Here is a 24,237-nt window from a genome sequence, read left to right on the forward strand (position 1 = left end):
CTTATGTTAAGGTAAGCGCCATCACTCCAGCCCACTCTGAGTCTGCATATGTCGTCCGCCTCCAAGTCCCTGAACACCCTAAACTTCGACAACAGCTACGCCCGTCTGCCCTCACACTTTTATCAGAAAGTGGCGCAGACGCCGCTGGAAGACGCGCATTTAATCAGCTTCAACGGAGACGTGGCGGAGACTCTCGGGTTGGATCGGCGCCACATTAATCCTGAAGAACTGGCGCGCTATTGCGGTGGTGGCGGCGCTCTTGAGGCTGCTGAATCCATTGCGATGAAATACGCAGGACATCAGTTTGGGCATTACAATCCGGACTTGGGAGATGGTCGTGGATTGCTACTGGGCGAAGTCGTGACGACGGATAACCAACGTCTGGATCTGCATCTTAAAGGTGCCGGGCGTACTGCATACTCCCGCTTCGGCGACGGACGCGCCGTTCTGCGCTCCAGTATTCGGGAGTATCTGGTCAGCGCCGCCATGAGAGGCCTCGGTATATCCAGCACCAGCGCGTTATGTCTGGTGGGCAGTGAGGAGTACACCATGCGTAACGGCATGGAACCCTGCGCCATGGTGTTACGCGTCACCCCTTGCCATATTCGCTTTGGTCACTTCGAGCACTTTTATTATCTAGGTCAGCATGATGATCTCAAACTGCTGGCGGATTATTGTATCGAGCGCTATTTCCCCAGTTTGCAAGAAACCGACAATCCCTACCTTGCCATGTTCAAGGAAATTCGCGACCGCACGGCTGACTTGGTCGCGCAGTGGCAAAGCTATGGTTTCGTACATGGGGTGATGAATACGGATAACATGTCGATCATCGGTGAAACCTTTGATTACGGCCCTTTCACCTTTCTGGACAACTACGATCCCAACTTCATCAGCAACAAAAACGATACCGCAGGGCGTTACGCCTTCAAACAACAGCCCGGCATTGCTCTGTGGAATCTCTCCGCGTTGGCTCAAGCGTTACTGCCGTTGATTCCGTTGGAAGAACTAAAATTGGCGCTGGACGGATTCGCCGAGCGCTACAGCACCGCCTTTTACGGAAAAATGGCGCAGCGACTGGGTTTTAACGTGACCACTCAGCGTACTCAGGACAGCGAGCAACGTCGACTCATAGACGAACTTCTTACCCTGTTCACTACTCACAACACTGACATGAATCGTTTTATGCGCGCCCTGAGTCACTACGACGGCGGCGAAAGCAGCTTGGCTTTCATGTCCGGTCTGAGTTGCGATAGCCGCGCTTTTTCAAACTGGAAAAGTGACTATCGAAAACAGGTAGATGCTTCCGCCGCTTCTGTCCCGGACAGAACGCTCGCAATGCAGCAGGTCAATCCCGAGTACATTTTGCGTAACTACATGCTCGAAGAAGCCATCCGGGAAGCGCATCAGGGCGATTACCTGCTGGTGCAAAACCTGCTTCGCATCGTTAAAAATCCCTTTAACGCACAATCCGGCGCAGAACGATACGCCGAAGCGCCGCCGGACTGGGCCGGCGCCATCTGTCTGACCTGCTCATCTTGAACGAGCCGCGACGGTATGCGGCCGCCTACTGACTTACTCGTTTAAATCAGTCGTTCTTCATGGCTATAATGGCGTTCCTATCGCGCAGCTAAAGGAGCATGGCTACCCAGACAACCAAAGGACCCTACTCTCAATAATAAATCCCGGGCACGGATCAGCTGAGGATTCTTAATCTTAAGAATAATAATCTAACCACTCTTGCAGGAACGGCGGACGCATCGCGCGTTAGAGTCGCCTCGGAGCAGGTTTAAAAACAGCCGCCTCCATGCCTGGAAAAGGAACTCATTTTTCAAGGCGACAAAGGATATGCTTAAAAAATCACCTTATTCGTTATTTTTCGCGTTTCTCATCTCCCTTTTTCTATCCAGCGCCGGCTACGCCAAACAGGCGCCCGTCCAAGACATCCTGGAATATCTCAATGGCGTGGCGGGAATGGAGGCGGAAGAGCTGGACAACCCACCGGAAGGCTACCGTTACATCTTGATCCGCTATGAGCAGCCCATTGATCACGACAATCCCGTCATGGGAACCTTCAAGCAACGTATGGTGTTGCTGCACAAATCAGCGGAAGCGCCGATGGTGTTGGCCACAAACGGCTATAACATCTCCGTCAGCACCTACCGCTACAACCTTACCAAAGTGCTCAACGCCAGCCAGCTTAAAATCGAGCACCGTTATTTTGCGGAGTCCAGACCGGATCCTTTGGACTGGCAGTATCTGACAATCAAGCAGGCCGCTTCAGACCATCACCGCATCGTTCAGGCGATTCGTCCGTTCTACAGCGGCAAGTGGATTTCCCGCGGCGCCAGCAAAGGCGGCATGACCGCTATGTACCATCGCCGTTTTTTCCCCAATGACGTAGACGGCACGGTCGCCAACGTAGCGCCGCAGAGCTTTGGTCGTCTTGACCCCCGCTATGTGACCTTCCAGGAAGAAGTCGGCCCGCGCGCCTGTCGTGAGACGCTCAAGCGCTACCAGCGTGAAGTGTTGAAGCGCAGAGAAACCATGAAGGCCTATATCCAGACTTATGCGACCGAAAATGGACTGGAGTTCAATCTGGAAGGTGGCCTGGACCGCGTGCTGGACCTGACCATCGGCGAGTTGTACTTCCAGTTCTATCAGTACGGCGACTTGGAGAATTGCAAAGATATTCCCGCCAAAGACGCCAGCGATCAGGAGCTGTTCGATTTCATGCTGGCTTGGGGACCGTTGACCTTCGTCACCGATTCCGGCCTGGAGCAGTATGAAGCCTATTTCTATCAGGCGATCACCCAGTTGGGCTACCCCCGTCTGCTCACTAGTCATCTGCGTAACTTGCTGATGTATGATCCAAACGATTACAGCGCCTACGTTAGCGAATGGCCGAGCCAACCCTTCGACCACAGAGCCATGTGGGACATCGCCGGTTTCGCTGCGATGAGAAGCACAAACGTCATCATGATCTACGGCGATATCGATCCTTGGACGGCGGCTGCGTTCTTTATTCCGGACTCCAACCGTCGCGGCACCCACACCTTCATGGTGAAAGACGGCAATCACGGTTCCGATATCCTGACCTTAAACGAGCGTGATAAGAGCAGAGCCTACTCCATGCTGGAAGATTGGACTGGCGTAGCGCCACAAGATCCGCCTCTGATGCTGAGAAGCCTGTCCATTAGCAAAGACAGCGCGCTTGAGTTGGAAGAAGAAGGACTACAACGCCGTCCTCTATAATCTATCCTCAGCCTTCGGCGGCGTAGTCGCCGTCGGGGGCTTTTCCAGACTGTCATGTTGTCGAGTCTCCCTGCTTTCCTAATGGGTAGGGGAGGGACGCAACTTGCACTAAAAACTGGCCCCACTCCCCCTTACCAGCCATAATTCCGCCATTCCATGGCGCATCGGGTCTTTGCGTCCGCCGGGTTAAATTTAACAGTAAATCAATAGCTAGGGAGTCACGATGACCAGTCTAAGCAAGTTCAGTTTTATGGCGATTTTGCTTTCTCTTGGCGTATTGCAAGGTTGTTCTGAAACGGACCAACAGACGACGGAGGAGAAACCTTTGCGTCCTGTCAGGACTCTTGTGGTGGGAGCGGTGGAGAATGCGAACTGGCGTGAATTTCCCGGTACGGTGGATGCGGCGCAAAAGGCGGAGTTGGGATTTCGGGTGTCGGGAAAGCTGCACAGTCTGAACGTGAATGAAGGGCAGATTGTGAAGGAAGGAGAGGTGCTGGCGAAGCTGGATGACACTGATTTTCTCATTCAGCTTAAGAGTCGTCAGGCGGATTATCAGCAGGCCCACGATGATTTTTTACGGGGTAAATCTTTGATTGGCAAAGGCGTGATTTCCCAGTCGGATTTCAGCAAATTGCAGGCGCAGGATATTGCGGCCCAGGCGGCGCTGGAGTCTGCGCAGAGAAACTTGGAGTACACGGAACTGAAAGCGCCCTTCGGCGGCAGGATCGCCAAGCGTTACGTAGAAAATTATGAAGAAGTCTCGGCCATGCAGCCGATTTATGCGCTGCAGGATATCTCCTCTTTACTGGTGAAAGTGGATATTCCCGAAGGCTTGATGATAACTGCGCAGGAGGGTACTGAGCCGGAAGTGCAGGCATTGTTCTCGGGCATTCCAGATGAGAGCTTTCCCCTGAAGCTGAAAGAAGTGTCCTCCCGCGCGGATGAAGCGACGCGTTTGTTTAACGTGACCTTCAGCATGCCAGCTAACCCTAACTACAATATTTTGCCGGGCATGTCCGTCACGGTTAGAGGGCGTCCGCCGCAAGCGACAGGGCAGGACGGCGCTATTTTTGTGCCGCCTCATGTAGTGCAGGAAGACGGCGACGGACGCTACGTGTGGACGGTCAGTCATGAAAACGACTCAACGGGCGTGGTCAAGCGTCGCGCAGTGGCTACCGGGGGGATCCAGAACAACGGCATTCAGATTCTGTCTGGCCTGGAAGAAGGCGATGAAGTGGTGACCGCGGGCATGAGTAAGATGCACTCTGGCTTGCAAGTGCGCCTGACCACGGAGGGGAGCAAGTGAATATCACACGGCTTGCGATAGAGAATAACCGGCTCACGATTGTTCTCCTGCTGGTGATTGCTGTGGCCGGAACCATGACCTTCCTGGGAATGCCTCGTGCTTATGACCCGGGGTTTGTCATGCGGGCGGCGCAGGTGGTGACGTACTTTCCTGGCGCCAGTCCCGAGCGGGTGGAGGAGCTGGTTTCCTCTCAGATTGAAGAAGCGGTGAAGGAAATCCCTGAGCTGGATTTCGTGAAAAGCGAATCCCGTACCGGCGTGTCTATCGTTACGGTGAACATAAAGGAAAGCTACAAGGACATGCGCCCGATCTGGGACAATCTGCGGCGCAAAGTCGAGTCTACTTCCACGGACCTTCCTGATGGCGTCGTTGGCCCCTATGTGAACGATGAGTTCGGCGATGTGTTCGGCATTGTCATGACCATTACGGCGGAAGGTTTCAATTATGCGGAACTGAAAAAGATCTCCGATGATGTGAAAACGGAGCTGTTGCGGTTTCCGGATGTCGCCAAAGTGGAAATCTGGGGCGAACAGGAAGAGCGCATTTTTGTTGAATACAACAATGCTCGCCTGTCTGAGCTGGGCCTGTCGCCAAGCCAGCTGTCGCAGGCGTTGGAAGCGCGCAACATTATTATTTCAGGCGGCTCCTTTAATCTGGGGCGCGAGCGCATATCGCTTGAGCCAAGCGGCAATTTTGAGTCGGTGGAAGATATCGAGCAGACCATCATTAATATCCCCGGCAGCAACCGTTTGATGTATTTGAAAGACATCGCCACAGTGGTGCGCGGTTATGTGGACCCGCCGGAATCCTTGCTGCACTCATCCGGTGAGTTCGCGCTGGCGGTGGCGGTGGCCATGCGGGAAGGCGGCAATAATATCGAGTTGGGCGAGCAGGTCTCGGCGATGATGAACGAGCTGTTGCAGCAATACCCCTACGGCATTGAGTTTGATCTGGTCAGCTTTTCTCCCGCAGAGGTAGATCAGAAAGTCAGCGATTTCGTCTCCAACCTGTTGCAGGCGATCGCGGTGGTGTCCATTGTCATGTTGTTCACCCTGGGCCTGAGAACCGGGCTGGTGGTTTCCACGCTGATCCCTTTATCCATGCTGTTGGCGTTTTTGGTGATGTCCTATCTGGATATCGGACTGGATCAGATTTCTCTGGCGGCGCTGATTATTGCGCTGGGGATGTTGGTGGATAACGGCATTGTGATGGCGGAGAACATCATGGTGCTCATGGAGAAGGGCAAGAGCGCGACAGACGCCGCCATAGATTCCGCGATGGAGCTGCGTATCCCCTTGCTGACCGCCTCGTTGACGACCATCGCCGCTTTCCTGCCAATTTATCTGGCGGAGTCCAATGTCGGCGAGTTCACCTCATCCCTGTTTAAGGTGGTGGCGATTACACTGCTGGCGTCCTGGGTTATTTCTCTTACAGTGGTTCCCATGTTGTGCGTGTACTTCCTCAAAGTCACCCAGCAGGAGGAGAGTTATGGGTCGATGTTCTATCGCACCTATCGCCGTGTGTTGACGACCTTATTGCAAAATAGGGCGGTGACTCTTGTCGTTACGTTGCTGGTGTTTATCGTCGCCATGAAAGGATTTGGCTATGTGCCGAAGATATTCTTCCCGCCTTCTGACCGGAATTATTTTCAGGTGGAACTGAAGCTGCCGGAAGGTACGGCGATAGAGGAAACCCGCCGGGTGGTGACTGACATTGAAGGCTATATTGAGTCCGATCTGCAGGTGACGGAATCGCGCAAGGAGGGCGTCACAAAATGGGCCAGTTACATCGGCAACGCCGGCCCCAGAATCATTCTGTCCTATAACCCAAAACCCAATAACAGCAGCTATGCGACGATGATCGTCACCGCCAGCGACGCTAAGCTGGTGGGGGGGCTGATAGACCGGATCGGACGCTATGCTCTGGATAACCATCCAGACCTCGAGGCCACGATTAAACCCATGGCCAACGGACCCTCTGTGGCGAACCCGGTGGAAGTGCGGTTAAGCGGATCGGATGCGGATGTGCTGTTTCGTCGCGTCGACGCGTTGAAAGCGGAGATGCGTGAAATTGGCGGCCTGACCAATATCACGGATGATTGGGGACAACGCATCAAGAAGTTGGTGATTCATATAGATCAACCCCGGGCGCTGAGAGCCGGCGTCACCAGTCAGGATATCGCCGTGTCTCTGCAAGCGGGCATTAGCGGGCTGGAATTGACGGAGTACCGGGAAGGGGAGGATATCATTCCCGTGATGGTGCGGGCGGAAGGCTCCAATCGTAACAATATAAGCGGCGTTCGTTCCTTGTCGGTCTATGTGCAATCCACCGGTAAGTCGGTTCCGCTGTCACAGGTGGCGGATATTGAAGTGGTTTGGGATACCGCGAAGATCTTTCGTCGTAATGGCCTGAAGACCGTCGCCGTCGGCGCTCAATTGGAAGGGGACATCACTGCGGCGGAGAAGTTCGCCGAGCTGACGCCCTGGCTCAAGGAACAGCAGAAAGAGTGGGGGACCAGCACTCGCTATGAACTGGGCGGCGAATCGGAAAGCTCCGGCAAAGCGAACCAGTCCATCGTCGATAAACTACCTATCGCTGGCTTCGTCATCTTGATTTTGATGGTCGGCCAGTTCAATTCCATCCGCAAGGCGATCATTATCCTGAGCACGATTCCGTTGGGTCTGATCGGCGTATCGGCGGGACTGTTGGCCTTGAACAGCGCCATGGGCTTTATGACCTTCCTGGGCGTCGTGTCTCTGGCGGGGATCGTCATCAACAACGCTATTGTGTTGTTGGAGCGTATTAATTTGGAGCTGGCGGAAGGCGTCGAGCATGGTCAGGCGATTATCAATGCCGCGCAGCAACGCACCAGGCCGATCTTGTTGACGACCGCGACCACAGTGCTGGGCTTGTTGCCCCTGTATCTGGGCGGGGGCGAAATGTGGGAGCCATTGGCTATCGCGATCATGGCCGGCCTGCTGTTCTCCACGATCTTAACCCTCTGCGTGGTGCCAGTGTTGTACGCCACGTTCTACCGCGTAAGGTTTTAATCACGTTGGCGGATCTATCCCGGCATTGGGAATGACAATCCCGGGATAGACAGTACTTTTTTACAAGTCAGGCATGGAGCGCTTGGTTAACCTGCATCGGGAACAGTTTCAGGTCCGACAGCGCCAGTCATGGCTGTCTCGCCGAATACCTGATTCTCGACAGCAGGCTAATACTTAAAAGGAACTTCATTAATGAAAACGCAATTCGCAATACTGGCTTTAGCCGCCTCGATCATCTCGTCGCCCGCCATATCGGCGGACACCATCTTCGAATATTACAAAACAACCGCTAGAGCCAAAGTAGACGGGGTTGGAAAAACAGAGTGGGAATCCACGACGTATCGTGAAGCAACGCCAGTGCATCAATCCTACAATTTAAGCGCTTCGGGCAATGGCGCGACGTCCTCCATGCGCTACGATCTAGACTACTCTCCCTATGACAACGGGGCCGTATTAAGGTATTCGATTGATGGCGAAATCCAGCGTGATGAAGAAAGTCACGCTTCCGTCGACTTGGGGCATGGCGGCGCAATCAATCATAAGTTTCGCGCGACAAACAGCGGCTTGCTGAAAGTGAATTTCAACATCGACTCTTTAGCAGTCGGCTGCCCTGAACGGGCGGTGTGCATGAGCGTTGACGGCGAGGTCACCGTAACCGGAAACGGCTATCGGGAAACCATCAGATTCACGCCTAAAAACGGCTTTAAAGACGGGGTTTCCTACTTGGAAATACCCGTGCAGGAAGGCAAGGATTATCTGGTGCAGTTTAGCTCCGGCAACGGTACGTCAGGCGGCTCTAAAACCCAAAGCATTACGGCGGTTTACACTGTGACTTGGGAAGCGCAATACGACTGAGACTATTGACGATCAGGTTAGGGGGCGGACCCCTGGCCTTGTTCCAAAAACGGGGAAAGTGTATGGCGGGTTATTCCACGACTCCACTATCTAAAAAGCTGGGCGTCAAAGAAGGCTTTGTGCTTTACGTGTCAAATGCGCCAGTTGATTACCCTGTGTTGGTTAGCCCTCTGCCTGACAATGTACTTATTGTTGATGCGCTCCGTCCTGATTTGGACATGATCCATTTCTTCACTAAAAGCCGAGATGAGCTGGAAGCGGAGCTTGGGAACTTGGCTGGCCATATCAAGCAGAATGGCATGATCTGGATATCCTGGCCCAAAAAGACCTCCAAGGTGACGACGGATATGACGGAAGATGAAGTCCGGCGCATTGCTTTGCCTATGGGCCTGGTGGACGTGAAAGTATGCGCAGTAGATGAAGTTTGGTCTGGCCTCAAACTGGTGATACGCAAAGAAAACAGGACGCAGCCTTGATAGGAAAAATAGAAAGTGCTCTGGACATAACGCCAGTTATTGCGTGGCATATTGAGTTGGCGGAAGTGATGGGAGTGGAGCCTTTGCCAGATGGTCAGGCAAGGCGACTTATCATGCATCTGTTATTCGAGGAAACCTGTGCAGAGGTGGCGGGAAAAGAGGGCTGGGCGTGTTATGTAGAACAGCTGCTGACCGCATCTGAGTTGAAGTTACTTTTGTTTTTTCATTTTTATACAAGGCTGTTGGCTCACAATGGAGTCAGGCAGTATCCGGTTTTTCAGCAAGATGTAGAAAGCGATTTGCTGGATAAACTAGATCAGGCTCTATTTTCTAAAAGGATTACCGCGCATTGAGCGCTGCTTAGTTGCGCTTTCAACGATCAGCCAGAGGCCGCCGGTTTAACCGGCTGACTCTGGCGCTTGCAGTTCACGAATGGGGCGGATTTCAATGCTTCCCAGTCGGGCGGGAGGAATGCGTCCGGCGAGTTGGATGGCTTCATTCAGGTCGCGGGCTTCCATCATGTAAAAGCCCGCCAATTGTTCTTTGGTCTCCGCGAAAGGGCCGTCTGTGGTGGTGACGCGACCGTTACGGACGCGCACGGTGGTGGCGGTTTCCACGGGTTGCAGTGCGTTGCCGCCGACAAAATGTCCACTTTGCCTGACCTCATCGCCGAAAGCGATGCACTCTCCGTTCAGCGAGTCCCATTCGCTTTTGGTCATGGCGTTAATAATGTTTTCATCGTAATAAACGAGACACAGATATTTCATAACAAGTTCTCCGGGTTAATAGGGCGTGATCACGACAATCGCGTTGATAGATTCAGGTTTTTTCACAGAGCGATGAAGTTATCAATTGGGCGAATCTCTACTCCCCAGCCCATCTCATCACCGATATTGGCGGCGGGGTGCTTCAACGCAAGTTCTTTCGCCTCTTCCAAACTGTTCGCCTCAATCATAAAGAATCCGCCGATCTGCTCTTTGGTTTCCAAAAACGGGCCATCTGAAACAATGGGACCTTTCTTGCTGGGGCGAATACATAAAGAGGAAGACGGTGAGGCAAGAGAGCCTTGCGCGAGTACCGCGCCGCTTTGACGCAGGCTTTGGTCATATTCAGAGCATTGGCTGACGATGGCCTGCATCTCCGCCTCGCCCAACTCCGCGAACTTTTGTACGTTGTAATAAGCCATGCAGAGAAATTTCATGGTGTTTTCCTATTTATGGATATGGCGCGAGGCGGGACCTGGGCGGCGAGTGGGGCTAAATGAGCTTCCCAGGTCCCGTATTGTCAGGGCTCGAGGTTAAACAGCGCTGCGCCATCGGGTACGCTGAACGGCGCTGAGTAATGCTCATGCACAATTTTCCACTCGCCGTCGCGCCGGCGATAGCAAACCGTACCCCGCATCCATGAACTCTGTGCTTCCCCTTGTTCATTCACACAGCCGCAGCGATTGAGAAAGTGGCCGACAGCCAAGTCTCCTTCTGCTTCGATGCGCAAGTCTGCTACCTCAAAAATCATGGGGCCGGAGGTGTAAGATAAGCAGGTTTCCCAATGTTTGCGATAGGCGTCCACACCTTCGAATTGCAACTGCAGAATGGCGTCAAAGGCGCGCACATCAGGCGCATAGTGACTCATGATGCGGTCCAGATCCTTGGCGCAGGCGGCCTCCACCCAGCTGCCCAGGGCCTGACGTATCTGGCTCTCTGTGGTATTTGTTGCGCTCATAACCGTCTCCTTATTTTGTTTGTTTGTCAGTTCGACTGTGATCAGGCTGCTTGGCTGCAGTTAATCATCCAGGGCGTGCCGAACCGATCCACCAGCATGCCGAAGCGTACGGACCAGAAGGTCTGTTGTAATGGCATGCGCACTTGACCGCCTTCCACCAATGCGTTGAACAGACGGTCGGCTTCTTCAGGGGTGTCCGTATCAAGTTGCACGAAGAAGCCTTTAGGCTCTTCAAAGTGCCCGGGAGGCGTATCGGAGGCCATCAGTTTTCTATCTCCGACCGCCATACAGATGTGCATGATCTTGTCCTCCCAACCTGGAGGGTTCTGAGTCGGGTCGGGACATTCTGCGAAGGTCACTGAATACTCAATTTTTCCGCCCAGGACTTGCGCGTAGTATTCGAAAGCCTCTTTGCATTGGCCATTGAAGAATAGATAGGTATTCACCTGAGGCGGCTTCGCTGACAATTGCGCTTGCAGCGCTCTGTGCTGCTCCAATCCCTCACTGGGCGCGAAATCCTCCAGTTCATAGAGCTGGCGGATTTCCAGTTCTACCTCTCCGTCGCCATCCTGCGCTGGCCAGCGACACGCCCATTCGATTGCTTCTTCTTTCGACTTCGCCTGAATCATGGTGTAGCCAGCGATAAGCTCTTTGGTTTCTGCAAAAGGGCCGTCGAATACAGTAGGCTTGCCGCCGGAAAATTTGATTCGGGCTCCCTTGTCGCTGGGCTTCAAACCCGCCCCATCAAGCATGGCGCCGGCGTTCGCCAATTCCTGGTTGTAGCTACCCATGGCGGAGATCAGATCGTCTCCAGGCATGACGCCGGCTTCAGTGTTTTTGTCTGCTTTACGTATGATCAGAAATCGCATGTTGACGCTCCATTTCTATGTCGGTCTTTGATTGCCAGGGGCCTTCAATAAAGCTATCCCCTTTATGTACTTCCTTGTCGATTGGGAAAACGGCAAATCGACATGCTGCAGAAAAAATTCAAAAAATTTTTTAGACGTCCTTTAATGACAAGTCTAGTTCCTCCAGACGTCTTTCCAGAAAGCGGCGTTCGGGCTCTTGCTTTGCCAGTGTCAGCGCCTGCTGATAGGCCTCCCGCGCCTCCTCAAACTGTCCCAGACGGCGGTGCATGTCCGCCTTGGCGGAGTGGGCGAGGTGATAAGAATGAAGCTCTCCCTGGGCGAATATACTGTCGATGATTTCCAGACCCCGTTGCGGGCCGTCGCGCATGGCCACCGCCACCGCACGGTTTAGCGCCACCACTGGCGATGGATTGATGCGCAGCAGTAACGTGTACAGCCCAATGATTTCAGACCAGTCAGTGGCCTCTGCGCTGGGCGCTTCTGCGTGAACCGCGGAAATGGCCGCCTGCAGGCTGTAGGGTCCAAAGCGTTGGTCTCTTAACGCTTTAGTGATCCATTGCACGCCTTCTTCTATCTGCGTTTTGTTCCACAGTGACCGGTCTTGCGCGTCGAGCAGAATCAGGTCGCCTTGCGCATTGGCGCGAGCGGCGCGGCGGGAGTCGCTGAGTAACATTAAAGCCAGTAGTCCCATCGCTTCTGACGCCTCCGCTTTAGACTTCAGCAGCTCCACCAGCAAGCGTCCCAATCGAATGGCTTCCGCAGACAGGTCGCTACGGGTGAGGCTATCGCCAGCAGATGCGGAGTAGCCCTCGTTGAATACCAGATAAATGACATGCAACACGGACTCCAGCCGTTCCGGCAACTCGGATTCGGTCGGCACTTCATAGGGAATGCGGGCGTCCCGAATCTTAGACTTGGCGCGCACGATACGCTGGGCCACTGTGCTGGCTGAAGAAAGAAAAGCGCGTGCTATTTCCTCAGTGGTGAGATCGCATATTTCTCGTAACGTCAGCGCTACTTGCGCCTCAGTAGACAGGCTGGGGTGGCAACAGGTGAAAATCAGGCGCAGGCGATCATCTTCAATATCTTCGTTTTGTTTGTCTTCCGCGTCTGTCGCTTCCGCATAAAGCCGTTCGGCGATATCGGTTAGTGAGGCGTCAAAGCGGGCGCGACGACGTAGATGATCAATGGCTTTGAAACGCCCTGTAGACACTAACCAGGCGCGTGGATTGGCGGGAACGCCTTCCTGCTCCCATTGGTCGGTTGCAGCGGCGAAGGCCTCATGCATGGCTTCTTCCGCCAAGTCAAAATCGCCTAATAAGCGGATCAAAGTCGCCAGAATACGTCGGGATTCCGCCCGATATACCGCCTCAATTTGCTGACGAGCGCTCAATTTCGCGTTTTCTTCCTGCTGCGGCACTTCGGCTTTCTCCCGTAACTTATTGAATGCCAATATCCCATCCTAAGTGATGACGGGAATTGCGGGAAGTGCTGACTAACTTTTGCTCGATGCGCCGTTAGGATATTCGTCGCATGTTAAAGACACGGGGCTAAGATGCTGTATAATCCGCTCCGGTTTTTATGCCGGGAAGCCTAGGGCGTTAGGTTGGTCAACCAAAGCGACGCCGGGAAAATCCCATACGCACGAGCGTTTCATTACAAAAATAACAGTCTCATCCAAATCTGTAGCCAGCATGCGGCGTCCGGTTCGACAGAGACTCTACGTGGAGATTTTTGATGCAAGATATTGTTAACTATCTGAACGGCCTGATCTGGAGCCCAGCTCTGATCTACCTGTGTCTGGGAGCGGGTCTGTTTTATTCTGTGTTGACAAGGTTTGTCCAGGTCAGGCATTTCGGTGAAATGTGGCGACTGCTCCTCTCGGGCACCAGCTCTGACAAAGGGATTTCCTCCTTCCAGGCCCTTGCGGTCTCTCTCTCTGGCCGGGTCGGCACCGGCAACATCGCAGGCGTCGCCGCCGCTATCGGTTTCGGCGGTCCCGGCGCAGTCTTCTGGATGTGGATGGTAGCGTTTCTAGGCGCAGCTACTGCTTATATCGAATCCACTCTGGCGCAGATTTACAAAGAAGAAGATGAAGGCCAATATCGTGGCGGCCCTGCTTACTATTTTGAAAAGGCCATGGGCCAGAAATGGTACGCCTGGATTTTCGCCATTGCGACTATCATCGCTTGCGGTCTGTTCCTTCCTGGCGTTCAGTCCAATAACATCGGCAGCGCGGTTGAGACTGCATTCGGCGCCGGTTCTATCATCAACACTTCTTTCTTCGGTGAAGTGAGCTTCGCGAAGCTGGTTTCCGGCGTTGTCGTCGTTCTGATTCTGGGCTTCATTATCTTCGGCGGCGTAAGACGTATCGCCAAGTTCACTGAAATTGTAGTTCCGTTCATGGCGTTGGCTTACATCATCATCGCTTGCGTTATCGTGGGTCTGAATATCGACCAACTGCCTTCCATCATCGGCCTGATCGTGGGCGACGCATTCTCTCCAATGGCTGGCTTCGGCGCGGCGATCGGCTGGGGTGTAAAACGCGGCGTTTATTCTAACGAAGCGGGTCAGGGCAGCGGTCCTCACGCGGCGGCGGCGGCGGAAGTTCAGCATCCTGCTCAGCAAGGTCTGGTGCAGTCTTTCTCTATCTACATCGATACTCTGTTCGTCTGCTCCGCGACTGCTTTCATGATCCTGATCACTGGCGCATACAACGTTCATGGCGTAGGCGAAGCTTTCCTTGTTCAGAATGTGGCGTCGGAAATCGCGGCTAATGGCCCTGTATTCACCCAGATGGCGATTGAAAGCACATTGCCGGGCGTAGGTAAGCCGTTCATCGCATTCGCGTTGTTCTTCTTCTCATTCACTACCATCCTGGCGTACTACTACATTGCGGAAACCAATGTGGCGTACATCAAGCGCACGGTGAATATTCCTGGCATGGTCTTCATTCTGAAAGTCGCCATCATGGCGTCCACTTTCTATGGCGCAGTGAAAACTGCGGATCTGGCCTGGGGCATGGGCGACATCGGTGTAGGCTTGATGGCGTGGTTGAACATCGTGGGTATCGTGGTGATTTTCTTCATGGCCAAACCGGCTTTGAGAGCGCTGCGTGACTACGAAGATCAACAGAAGAAAGGCGTGACCGAGTACACTTTCGATCCTGAAAAACTGGGCATCGAAAACGCTGATTACTGGACCAAGAAGGCTGCAACCGAAGCGCGTGCAAAAGCAGGCCAAGCTGAGCCAGCCAAAGCGCGTAAACCGGGCGTCGCCTGATCATTTCATGGCAGAGCTTCCGTCGATCTGACGGGGGCGACGCATAAAAAAAGCCGGACTTGATGTCCGGCTTTTTTGTGTCTGCTGCTCAGTAACAGCGGTTTACTTCATGTGGAAAGAGAGATTACCCTTCTCCCAGCATCTCCATCTCGGCCTGCTTGAGCAGGTTCCTGCGTCGCCACCACCATTTGCAGTGATGCGCCCGCGACCACAGGTGATACAGCGAGAGAGTCACCGCAAGAATGCCGCCGGCCCAGGCCAATATATCGATAAGGGAAAGCTTTAACAGGGGAGACATCAGCTCTCCATCACTGAAAAAGAAGTAGTAAACAGGGTGTAACAGCAGGTATCCCCACAGCATCCAGGTCATGAGCGATATCGCCCCGTCCCTTAACCAGAGCCCTTTGGTGCGCCGTGACGCCTGTGTGTAAATAAGTGTCCTTGGTGTCGATTCAGCCACGAAAAATTTCTCCTCTATCTGGACTTTCCCAAACTGCATGTTGATTGCGTTTTCTAAACAGGGCCTTGGGCACTGCAATGGTTACCGTGGCGATATTGAGTATCCAGTAGAACAGCGGATACCAAATACACCACAGAAAGTTTTTGAGCAGTCCCTGGTCGTAATGACGGTCGATCAGGATGCTGACCAGGAACTGCAACAGACATAAAAAGATCATCAGTACGGCGCAGACTTCAAAAGTCAGCACCTGTTCCGCGGTAGGAGCTTCTGAGAATGTGAGCAAGCGCCAAGCGAGCAGGCCGATCACACTGTAACTCCAGTAAACGCTGGCGAGATATTCCAGCAACAGCGGCCAGAACCGCAGTTTGCCTTGAAACAGGCAGCGCCAGCCGTATTTCAGACAGACCTCCGCTCCCCCCTGCGCCCAGCGCAGCCGCTGCTTGTACAGACCACGAATCGTTTCGGGCATTAGCACCCAACAGCGCGCCATGGGTTCGTAGCGAATATTCCAACCGGCCATTTGCAGGCGCCAGCTGACGTCGATGTCTTCAGTCACCATGCTGGTGTTCCAGCCGCCGATTTGTTGCAGAGCGCTTTTTCTGAACGCGCAGACTACGCCTGAGATGGTGAAGAGCGTGCCGTAGATACGTTGCGCCCGTTTGATCAGGCCGATAATGGAAGAGAACTCGCCTGTCTGGATTTTACCGATGATGGTGGAGCGGGTGCGCACCCTCGGATTGCCAGTGACGGCTCCGACGCCGTTTTCACTCAGGAAGTGACGCACCATCCACACCAGCGCATTGCGGTCGAGCAGGGCGTCGCCGTCAATACAGACAAGACAGTCTCCCTTGGCATGCTCCAGCGCGTTATTCAGCGCGGCGGCTTTGCCTTGGTTCTCCTGATGGATGACGCGCAGTCTGGGATGATCCCTGGCGATTTCATCCAGGCGCGCGCCGGTATCGTCTTTACTGCCGTCATTGATGGCGATGATTTCGTAATTCGGATAGTCCTGTTCCAGAAGGCTATCAATGGTCTCCTTGATATTGGCGCCTTCGTTGTAGCAAGGCACCATCACGGAGACCAGCGGGTAATGACGCAGCTTGAGTTTGTGGTCGGGGTGATTTTTCAGGTAGCGGCGCTCCCAGTGAAAAAAGTAATACACCCCACCTGTGATCCACACCAGCGCCATGACGCTGGGGTAGAGATAGATGCACAACAGCAGAATATCCAGGGTCATTTCGACGCCTCCAGCGTGGAGTTCAGCGAGAGTTCTGGACGAATGACGTTGATGTCGGGAATTCCCTTGATGAAATCGTCAGGGTAATAACCAAAACTCTTGATCCCTTCCGCAGAGATAATTTGCATCTGTCGCTTGAGCACATTCGCAGGAATGGCGGAGCCATCGCGCCAGTCTTTCGCTTGCAGTTCAAACACCAACTTGTCTGGATCAATACGCTGCAGCGCTGTTTGCGCCAGCTTGCGCAGCCACTGATCGGGATTTTTCTGCTGCTCCATATAAGGCATCGCCATGACGGCTACATGGTCATAGGCTTTGGCGAAGGCTTCCAGATTTTGTGAAAACCAAGCTTCACTATCGGGGTTCAACACTGGCTGGGCGTACATATTGCGCGCCAGCAATAAGTGCTGGCCATCGCTGGCGAAGTAGCGGGCGCTGCGCTTGGCGAGGCGGTGGGTGAAATCGATCAGGTACTGGGTCTTCAGCTCCGCCCAGCGCTTGGATAGATTCTTATCCGCCTGAATTGCTTCGATGGAGTCGCCTAGACCCCATTCCGCATACTGCTTCAGTGCGTCGGGAGAGGCGTCTTCAAAGTCGCCCAGGAAGGCGTCATCGTGGAAAAGAATGCCATGGAACTTGCCGTACAGACTCAGGTCTTCGTAAATATCGCCAATGGTTTCGATATTCTTCTCGTTGAACGGGGAGAGTCTCAGGTATTGCTCCGGCGCGGGCTTTTGTGTGCGTACATCTGTGACGTAGCGATAGTCCTTACCCAGGTTAAATGCCAGTACTGGCATCCAGGCGTACATGCGTACGCCCGCTCGTGAGCGCAACTGCCATGCGACACGGTTGAATATGTCTGCGCGCACCGGTAGATGGCGATTAGGGAAATAGAGTGCGTCTGCGACGCCATCACCGTCGGGATCGGCGAACGCCTGCAAGTAGACGGTGTTGACCTTGTAGCGACTAACCCTTTCTATGAGGAGATCGATATTCTGCTGAATAACCTTTGGATCGGGGTCGTAAACATAGTCCAGATCCACATGCAGTATGCGCTTCACCATCGGCGGCTTGGGTTCGCCTTTTAATATCCGCCCGAAGTGCTCCAGACTGATTTCCTGATCCATCAGGTAGCGGTAAACGTTCAGGCCGGAGTCAGTGACCATGTTAACCCCTTCGTCGAGAGAAAAGGTGTAGGGGTAACCTTGTTCTTTGGCGATATCGATGGAGTGGCTGTTATAGGCGCCGTAGGGCCAGACCATGATGCGGGGCGACTTGAGACCCCGTGAGGTCATTTGCTTTTTACTGGCCTTGAAGTCTTTGCGCAGGCGATGATCGTAGTTCTCAGTACTCTCATAGACATCGCGATCTTTGTCATATTGAGGACTGACGGCGGCGGGCTGCTCATTACCGAATGGATTGGCGTAAATGCCGTAGTGCAAGTTGTAAGTGTGTGAAGCGAATTCCACCAGACCGGAAGCTTCCATCTCCCGGATCTGCGCCCAGTTCAGGAAGTGTTTGCGGTCCAGGTTGGTTTTGCCGTACAGCACTTCCTTGCCCGGCTCAACCTCCAGCCACTTGCCCACCAGAGCGATAACGGCTGGATAGTTGTAGAGCTTCAACAAGGGAAAAACAGTGGTGTAGAACGACTCATAACCGTCGTCAAAGGTGAGCAGTACGGCGTTTTCCGGCAGCTTGGACTTGCCTTCCTTTGCGTCGATGACCTGCTGGAAACTCACTGGGTGATAGTTGTTTTGCTTGATCCAGTTTAGGTGTTCGACAAAGCGGTCGCGGCTCAGGGTATTGGCGAAGATGCGTTTGGTCGGGTTGAGTTTGACGTCATAAAAATCGTGGTAGCCCAGCACCACGTAACTGTTTTCCGGACGCGCCCAAACCAATGACGAGAGCAACGTCAGGCTTAAGAAAAATATCCGGGCGATAGTTTTCACTGCATAAACCTCATTTCAAAATTGGCGAAAATCAACGTGCCGTTTTCAGGCTTCCCGTCATAAGTGGCTTTGTCGCGACTCACTCCCAGCTTGACGCTGACCTGATCCCGCCAACGCCATTGCTGGCTGTAACTGATCTCCCAGCCAGAGGCCGGATCGTAGCCTTCCTGCCGGTATTGGTTGACGCTGGTTTCCAGAAACTGATCCAGGTCCCAATCGTCAGACACCTTGATGCGGTAGCTGTGACGCAGCTCTGCGCCATAATTGCGGTCGGACGTAGGGTTAAAGTAACTGGTCGGAACTTTGTCGTTATCGCTGCCGCCAGCGCTGATGACGCCTGACAATTTGTATCGAGACGTCTGCCATAGCTGAGTCTCCAGCCAGGCGCTGATAGCTTGGCGATCATTACCGTCGGTGAAGTCGCTGAGAGAGGCGGCAGTCCCCAGAGAAACGTCTGGAGTGAACTTGTACGTGGCGCTAATACCCCATTGACGCATATAGCTGCCGTCGTAAAGGCCCCTTAGCGGCGTTTCTGATGGGTTGTAGCGATAGCTTGCCTGTACTGACAAGTCGTCAAATAAGGACCAGCTGGCGGAACTCCAAAAGTAGGCTTTGTCGTTAAGCTTGCTGCCTGAACCGGCTTCCAATTCCAGTGTGAAAGGGTAAAAACTCAGGTCCGCGCCGACGCCGGTATAGCGAGCGAAGAGGTCGCGCTCCTCCCACTCGCCGTACATTTTCTGGTCGTGGATAAAGAGACGCTGTCCCTCCCAGCGTTGTGAGTACAAACGTGCGTCATAACGCCATTCTCTGGCGTTTTGCGCTTGCCCTGGCTCGCTGTTGCTGCTTTTGACGCGACTTGCATTGACGCTCAGAAAAGGCGCTGATGCTTCATTCCAGCGTTTGTTGATTTCTCTTTGTTCGTAATAGGGATAAGCGGCGTTCAACTCTGCGCGTTTGGCGTTGAGTCCCCGCCAGTCGCCTTTCTCCAGTTGTGTCAGCCATAAACTACGCTTGGCGCTGCCCTGAGCGTTGCCGGCGAGCATGGATTCGGCGCGACGATAGCTGTATTCCGCATCGCTGAAACGGCCCTGCCAACGTTGCACATTGCCTAAATCCATCCATAGCCAGGGATTGCCTGGCGCTTCCACCAGCGCGTCTTGCAATGACTTTTCCGCTGCATCCAGGTCGCCGCTCCAGGCCTGGTGAATGATGCTTTGCTCGCGCAGCTGCTGGTAATTTTCATTGTTGACCTTAAAGCTGCCAGTGAAATCCCATCGCCTTGGGGGCTGCGCTGCCAACAGTTTTTGCAGCAAGGCGCCGCCTTCTTCATATTGCTCGGCGTCCATATGTGCGTAGTACAGCTTTTTACCGAGTTCTAGTGTCGGCGTTTGCGCATAAAGCTTCTTGAGTATCGGTAACGCTTTGAAGGGGCGCCGGGTGGCGGCGTATAAATCCGCGCGCGCTTCTTCTATATAAGCGGGAAGCGGCTGTCGCGCTTCAATGGTCGGCAGCATGTCGCTAGCTTCATCAAAGTTTTTGGCGACGACCAGTCCGTAAAAAATATCCAGTTCGATCTTACCGCGAAGGGAGTGCTCCGCTGGCACTTTGTCAAATAGCGCCTGCAGTTCGGTTATGCCTTTGTCCAGAATATCCGGGCGGGATGATTTGGCCCCGCTGCGTATGTTCAGCGTGGACTTGTAGTAGTCAAGCCAGTAATGGTCGATGCCTTTGAACCAGTCGGGATGCGCTTTGACGATTCTCTCCGCCGCTGTTGCGGCGCCGAGATCAATAGCGGCTTTATAAAGGCGCAGCCCGATGTCGCGGTTGTCAGGGGAGAAGCTGTAATAATCCTGTAGAACGCCGATTTCGCCGACTTTGTCCTGCAATACCGTCATGACATACAGCTCGTTCTCAAAGCGCTCAACGCTGGGGCGAGTCAATTCCCGATAGTTGGCGATGGCTTTCTGAGCGTGAATATCCTCACCCATTTCAGCGCTGGTCAGCGCCAATCCCAACCATGCGTCACGGCTTTTAGGGCTGCGTTTGGTCAGGAGTCTGTAGTGCTCCGCCGCTGCGGCGAAATTTTTCTGATTACGTTGCGCCTTGGCCAAAATCGCCAGGCTGTCGTTGTTAAGCGTTTTGGGGGAGCATGGATTACATAGCGCAAGCGCACTATCCAGCTCGCCATTCCAGGAGTACAGCGCAATCAGGTCATTCAGAACCGCTTTATCATGGGTTTGCTTATATAGTTTGGAGAGGCCTTTGATGGCTTCCTTTAAATGGCCGGCGCGAGCGGATATGACGAACTGCTCCCGTTTTTCGTCGACGGGGCTTGCAGCCAGAGCGGGAATGGCTTGAGAAATAGCGACCGCGCTGACAACCAGGCGCGCAAGTTTGCGCGCGGATAGCCGTTTAGACGGCTCCGTAGGAAATAGAGTCATCGATTTTTAGCCCATTAAGCGTTAAGTCCCTCTAAACAACGGGAGAAATGAACCGCAGGAACTGCTGTACGATCCTTCTGCTAGAGGTCGGAGGCGCTTGCTGAAGTTGTGGTAGAGTCGTTTCGCGCGTCAAGTTATTGACGAGGTTCAATTGCATTTGCAGTTTGCTGGCGTCGTAAAAAAAGCTGACGCTGAAAAATTGATAAAACCTAATTAATTCAATAGCTTGCGAGCATCGCCATTTAACCCGAAAAGGCCTGGGCAGAAAAATAGGTTGATATGGCTATAACAAAAGTGATTAGAGGCGGCAAAAAAGGACTAATGAAATTGCTGGAAACTTGGCTTTTGAGAAGGGGGAAATTAGTGTAGATGGATTAGGCGAAAATTTCTGTGAGGCGCGTCGCACAAGGGGGCAGGGAAGAGATAGCGCTTTCATTTAAAGAAGGGTGAACGATGTTGAAGCGTCCTTGTTGCTAATCAAAGTGAATGAAATATCACACGTCCGTCGTAAGAGGCGGATACGAATCTTTTATCTCCATATGGGCATAGCGAGGTAACGAAATTTTCGTGGCTGGCGTCCTCATTGAGCGCGCTTCCCGTCAAGTTCCAGCGTTTGATTCGGCAGTCTTCTCCCGCACTGATAAGCTGCTCCCCATCCCCGGCAAACAGGCTTCTTATGATGCCGTTATGAGCCTTCCAGACGTTCTTCACATAAGGTTCCGGTAATAAATTTATGTGTAATATATGACCCGTACCAGTCCCGGCGAAAACGCTACGGGCCCCGTTGTATAAGGCCAGGCAACGAATTGGGCCTGCATCGGGGAAGAGTTGAAAGTAGCGCTCACGCGTATCTATTCGCCAAAAGCATAGCGAACCGTCTTCTCCGCCGCTGACAGCTTTTTCTTGTCCCAATAAGGCGAGGTCCCATACCCATCCATGGTGTCCCGTCAGCGTCTCCTGAGGCGTCAGATCGTGGCTCCAGAGTCGAATAACGCCATCCGAACCGGTAGTGACGATGCGGTTCTTGTCCAAGGCTGAAACATGCAACGGGGTCGGGCAAAAGGTGTTAATTTTCCTGACGTGAAAATAGCCCGTTTCACGCTGTACCCATTTGCTTATGGTCCCATCTCTAGAGACTGAGTAAAGGTCGTCTTTGGCGTTTGAACATAAATCCAGAACGGAGTTTGCGTGGCGGGACAGAGTCTGTAGCAGTTGCTTCTGTGGGCCCCATATGCGGATGGTTTTATCCCGTGACGCAGTGGCGAAACGCCTGCCTGAAAGCGCCGCTATCTTCCAGATGTAGCCGTTATGCGCTTGCAAAGTATGTGGGTTCAATAGCGTGGGGATAGGACTGATTGAGCGTGACGGGCGATAGACCAGGTCGCTGCGAAGAATGTACTTCTCTCCGCCTCGGACGGTGTCTCCGCTGTGCCAGAGGCTGTGATCGAACACGATCAGGTCGCCTCGGCGGGGCGTAAATCGAGCGCTTATTTCCGCTGCGGAAGCATCTTTGAAAAACAGGGTGTCGCCGCCGCTGAACTCAGTGGCGTCATTGAGGTAGAGCAGGAAGGTCAACTTTGATTCCGAGCCGTCCGCACAGGCATAAACCCCGTCCTGATGAGGAAAGAAAGTTTGCCCGGCGCTGTAGCGGCAAAGCCGCAGGCGGGGGTTCAGAGAATGTAGGCTCCACATAGGGGCGTCTGTAGCGTCAGATATAGTCTGAGGCAGGTGCTGGCGGCAGACCTCAAATAAACGCCGCGCCAGCATGGGGGCATCCACTACCTGTCTGGCGTTATTGCGATAGCTGGGTGGATATTTCGCGTCCGCAGCGCTGAATCCACGAGCAAGGGCGTCCGCCAATAGTTGTTCACAAAGAACCTCAGAAAAAACGCCGCGCAGAACGAAACATTCTTTCTTCAATTCCGGCGCTAAATCGATACGCTGGACGCTTTCTGGCGAGTGTTGAGAGGTGTTAAAACGACTGACGCTTTTCATAAGCCTGTTTTCCTCCATTGACACTGAAATGTCGTAATGAATTGCATTTGGTATAAGTTGGTTGACCAACCAAAAATAGATTAAAAGCAAATTATCGCGACGGCAATGGAAATTTGGTTAAATGACCAAAATATTTCCAGGGCTAAATGGGGTGAGGGCGACGATGGGTAGAAAGTCCAATACTGAAGAGCGTCGTATGCAGATAGTGAACGCACTGTTGCGTGTGATGACGAAAAAGGGCTACGACGGCGCGACAATCCAGGCGATCGCCGCGGAGGCGGGCCTGACGCCGGGATTGATTCATTATCATTTCAAAGCCAAGCGGGAAATTTTATTAGCCCTGGTCGAGTATGTCGTCAGCATAGGCGAAACCCGCTACCGGAGACTTAGCGTCGACGCGCAAACGCCTGAGCAGCAACTACGGGCGTTTGTTGACGCCAGGCTGGCGCTAGGGAAGGGGGCGGATCCGGAAGCGGTGAAAGCCTGGGTATTGATTGGCGCAGAGGCGGTGCGGGTGGGAGACGTCAGGGAGTTGTATTGCGAAGCCATCGCCATGCAAATGAAAGAGCTTGCGCAGCTACTTTGGAATATCGCGGGCGATCGCCTGGCGGCGGAAGAGATCCGCAAACTGGCGGCGATGGTTCTCGCGACGATGGAAGGCGCCTATCAACTGGCGGTGACCAATCCAGATTCCATGCCTAAGAACTTCGCGGCGGAAATGGTGATGGAGACCATCGTCAGAGCTTGCGGCGGAGAGCTTTCTGGTGCTAAGCCGGTTCCGCCGGGGCGGAGAAGAAAAGGCGACAATCGCTGAAGTCCCACTATTTGGGCGCGGTGCTTTGTCCTTCTGCTACATCTCCTGCTGCGCGGATTTCTGAGTCGAGTGTTTGCTTGAGGTAATCAATGCCAGGTCTCAGAGTCAGTTCCCAAGCTTTTCTGACGTCATCGTCATAGGTCTTGTCGTGACAAAGAACGGTCTCCAGCAGACAACTTAACCACAACTCATACATATTGGGCGTCAGACCCATCGTTTGATGGTTATGCGACGCCTCTATCAATCTCAATGTATTATCGGGCTGGCCGTTGGTGGCGTATTCCTCTAAGGCGTAGACTGCAGAGCGAACGGCATGCACTTGCTGCTCTATGGGGCGGCGATTGAATATAGCGCTGACCTTGGCGTCAGAGGCTTTAAGGCGTACATAGAAATCGTCCACAAAGCGTACGTCGCTACCCACATCACCAAAGCAGCGCGCAAAGCTGTCTCTGAATGTGTTCAGGTTTTGCTCGGATACTAATCCGGCGGTGTTTTTGTTCATTGAAAAAGTATGGTCTCCCATACTCAG

20 protein-coding genes are annotated in these 24,237 nt (G+C 53.4%); 9 read left to right on the forward strand and 11 right to left on the reverse strand.

The features are described from left to right. The first annotated feature begins 48 nt into the window (after positions 1 to 48). The 7 genes from O5O45_RS00165 to O5O45_RS00195 all read left to right on the forward strand — a co-directional run bounded on the left by O5O45_RS00165 (position 49) and on the right by O5O45_RS00195 (position 9,292). Positions 49 to 1,539: a protein adenylyltransferase SelO gene (locus tag O5O45_RS00165; protein WP_305903296.1), complete on the forward strand. Its 1,491-nt coding sequence runs from the start codon at positions 49 to 51 to the stop codon at positions 1,537 to 1,539. A 306-nt stretch (positions 1,540 to 1,845) separates the two neighbouring features. Beyond that, positions 1,846 to 3,252: a S28 family serine protease gene (locus tag O5O45_RS00170; RefSeq protein WP_305903297.1), complete on the forward strand. Its 1,407-nt coding sequence runs from the start codon at positions 1,846 to 1,848 to the stop codon at positions 3,250 to 3,252. 223 nt (positions 3,253 to 3,475) lie between these two features. After that, positions 3,476 to 4,558: an efflux RND transporter periplasmic adaptor subunit gene (locus O5O45_RS00175; protein WP_305903298.1), complete on the forward strand. Its 1,083-nt coding sequence runs from the start codon at positions 3,476 to 3,478 to the stop codon at positions 4,556 to 4,558. Further along, positions 4,555 to 7,608: an efflux RND transporter permease subunit gene (locus tag O5O45_RS00180; RefSeq protein WP_305903299.1), complete on the forward strand. Its 3,054-nt coding sequence runs from the start codon at positions 4,555 to 4,557 to the stop codon at positions 7,606 to 7,608. Before O5O45_RS00175 ends, O5O45_RS00180 begins: the two co-directional genes overlap by 4 nt. Positions 7,609 to 7,800: 192 nt before the next feature. Continuing rightward, positions 7,801 to 8,463, forward strand: a complete 663-nt coding sequence (locus O5O45_RS00185) for a hypothetical protein (protein ID WP_305903300.1) — start codon at positions 7,801 to 7,803, stop codon at positions 8,461 to 8,463. Positions 8,464 to 8,525: 62 nt separating this feature from the next. Further along, positions 8,526 to 8,939: a DUF3052 domain-containing protein gene (locus O5O45_RS00190; RefSeq protein ID WP_305903301.1), complete on the forward strand. Its 414-nt coding sequence runs from the start codon at positions 8,526 to 8,528 to the stop codon at positions 8,937 to 8,939. Then, positions 8,936 to 9,292, forward strand: a complete 357-nt coding sequence (locus O5O45_RS00195) for a hypothetical protein (protein WP_305903302.1) — start codon at positions 8,936 to 8,938, stop codon at positions 9,290 to 9,292. The genes O5O45_RS00190 and O5O45_RS00195 overlap by 4 nt, the downstream gene beginning before the upstream one ends. A 45-nt stretch (positions 9,293 to 9,337) precedes the next feature. On the opposite strand, the gene O5O45_RS00200 is transcribed toward O5O45_RS00195, so the two are convergent. The 5 genes from O5O45_RS00200 to O5O45_RS00220 form a co-directional block, all read right to left on the reverse strand. Then, positions 9,338 to 9,706, reverse strand: coding sequence for a YciI family protein (locus O5O45_RS00200; RefSeq protein ID WP_127968812.1), 369 nt, complete (start codon positions 9,704 to 9,706; stop codon positions 9,338 to 9,340). A 62-nt stretch (positions 9,707 to 9,768) separates the two neighbouring features. After that, positions 9,769 to 10,140 carry a YciI family protein gene (locus O5O45_RS00205; RefSeq protein WP_305903303.1) on the reverse strand — a complete coding sequence of 124 codons (372 nt, stop codon included), beginning with the start codon at positions 10,138 to 10,140 and terminating at the stop codon, positions 9,769 to 9,771. Positions 10,141 to 10,223: 83 nt separating this feature from the next. Then, positions 10,224 to 10,661: a YybH family protein gene (locus tag O5O45_RS00210; RefSeq protein WP_305903304.1), complete on the reverse strand. Its 438-nt coding sequence runs from the start codon at positions 10,659 to 10,661 to the stop codon at positions 10,224 to 10,226. A 41-nt stretch (positions 10,662 to 10,702) separates the two neighbouring features. After that, complete coding sequence (locus O5O45_RS00215) at positions 10,703 to 11,530, reverse strand: YciI family protein (protein WP_305903305.1); 828 nt, start codon at positions 11,528 to 11,530, stop codon at positions 10,703 to 10,705. Positions 11,531 to 11,660: 130 nt separating this feature from the next. After that, the gene (locus O5O45_RS00220; RefSeq protein WP_305903306.1) at positions 11,661 to 12,983 is read right to left on the reverse strand and encodes an RNA polymerase sigma factor; all 1,323 of its coding nucleotides are present in this window, start codon (positions 12,981 to 12,983) and stop codon (positions 11,661 to 11,663) included. Between the two features lie 284 nt (positions 12,984 to 13,267). On the opposite strand from O5O45_RS00220, the gene O5O45_RS00225 reads away from it, so the two are divergent. Further along, positions 13,268 to 14,812, forward strand: a complete 1,545-nt coding sequence (locus tag O5O45_RS00225; RefSeq protein ID WP_305903307.1) for an alanine/glycine:cation symporter family protein — start codon at positions 13,268 to 13,270, stop codon at positions 14,810 to 14,812. A gap of 124 nt (positions 14,813 to 14,936) precedes the next feature. Here O5O45_RS00225 and O5O45_RS00230 read toward each other — a convergent pair whose 3' ends face one another. The 5 genes from O5O45_RS00230 to O5O45_RS00250 all read right to left on the reverse strand — a co-directional run bounded on the left by O5O45_RS00230 (position 14,937) and on the right by O5O45_RS00250 (position 22,894). Next, entirely contained in the window at positions 14,937 to 15,272 is a 336-nt protein-coding gene (locus tag O5O45_RS00230) for a hypothetical protein (protein WP_305903308.1), read from the reverse strand. Beyond that, the gene (pgaC, locus tag O5O45_RS00235) at positions 15,265 to 16,509 is read right to left on the reverse strand and encodes a poly-beta-1,6-N-acetyl-D-glucosamine synthase (protein ID WP_305903309.1); all 1,245 of its coding nucleotides are present in this window, start codon (positions 16,507 to 16,509) and stop codon (positions 15,265 to 15,267) included. The genes O5O45_RS00230 and pgaC overlap by 8 nt, the downstream gene beginning before the upstream one ends. After that, entirely contained in the window at positions 16,506 to 18,458 is a 1,953-nt protein-coding gene (gene pgaB / locus O5O45_RS00240) for a poly-beta-1,6-N-acetyl-D-glucosamine N-deacetylase PgaB (protein WP_305903310.1), read from the reverse strand. The genes pgaC and pgaB overlap by 4 nt, the downstream gene beginning before the upstream one ends. After that, positions 18,455 to 20,899: a poly-beta-1,6 N-acetyl-D-glucosamine export porin PgaA gene (gene pgaA / locus O5O45_RS00245; protein WP_305903311.1), complete on the reverse strand. Its 2,445-nt coding sequence runs from the start codon at positions 20,897 to 20,899 to the stop codon at positions 18,455 to 18,457. The genes pgaB and pgaA overlap by 4 nt, the downstream gene beginning before the upstream one ends. A gap of 477 nt (positions 20,900 to 21,376) precedes the next feature. Further along, positions 21,377 to 22,894: a 2OG-Fe(II) oxygenase gene (locus O5O45_RS00250; protein WP_305903312.1), complete on the reverse strand. Its 1,518-nt coding sequence runs from the start codon at positions 22,892 to 22,894 to the stop codon at positions 21,377 to 21,379. A 121-nt stretch (positions 22,895 to 23,015) separates the two neighbouring features. On the opposite strand from O5O45_RS00250, the gene O5O45_RS00255 reads away from it, so the two are divergent. Further along, complete coding sequence (locus tag O5O45_RS00255; RefSeq protein WP_305903313.1) at positions 23,016 to 23,708, forward strand: TetR/AcrR family transcriptional regulator; 693 nt, start codon at positions 23,016 to 23,018, stop codon at positions 23,706 to 23,708. Positions 23,709 to 23,715: 7 nt separating this feature from the next. Here O5O45_RS00255 and O5O45_RS00260 read toward each other — a convergent pair whose 3' ends face one another. Beyond that, positions 23,716 to 24,210: a globin family protein gene (locus O5O45_RS00260; protein WP_305903314.1), complete on the reverse strand. Its 495-nt coding sequence runs from the start codon at positions 24,208 to 24,210 to the stop codon at positions 23,716 to 23,718. Between the last annotated feature and the right edge of the window lie 27 nt (positions 24,211 to 24,237).

Origin of the sequence: Hahella sp. HNIBRBA332, assembly GCF_030719035.1 — a bacterium.
Taxonomy (GTDB): Bacteria; Pseudomonadota; Gammaproteobacteria; order Pseudomonadales; family Oleiphilaceae; genus Hahella.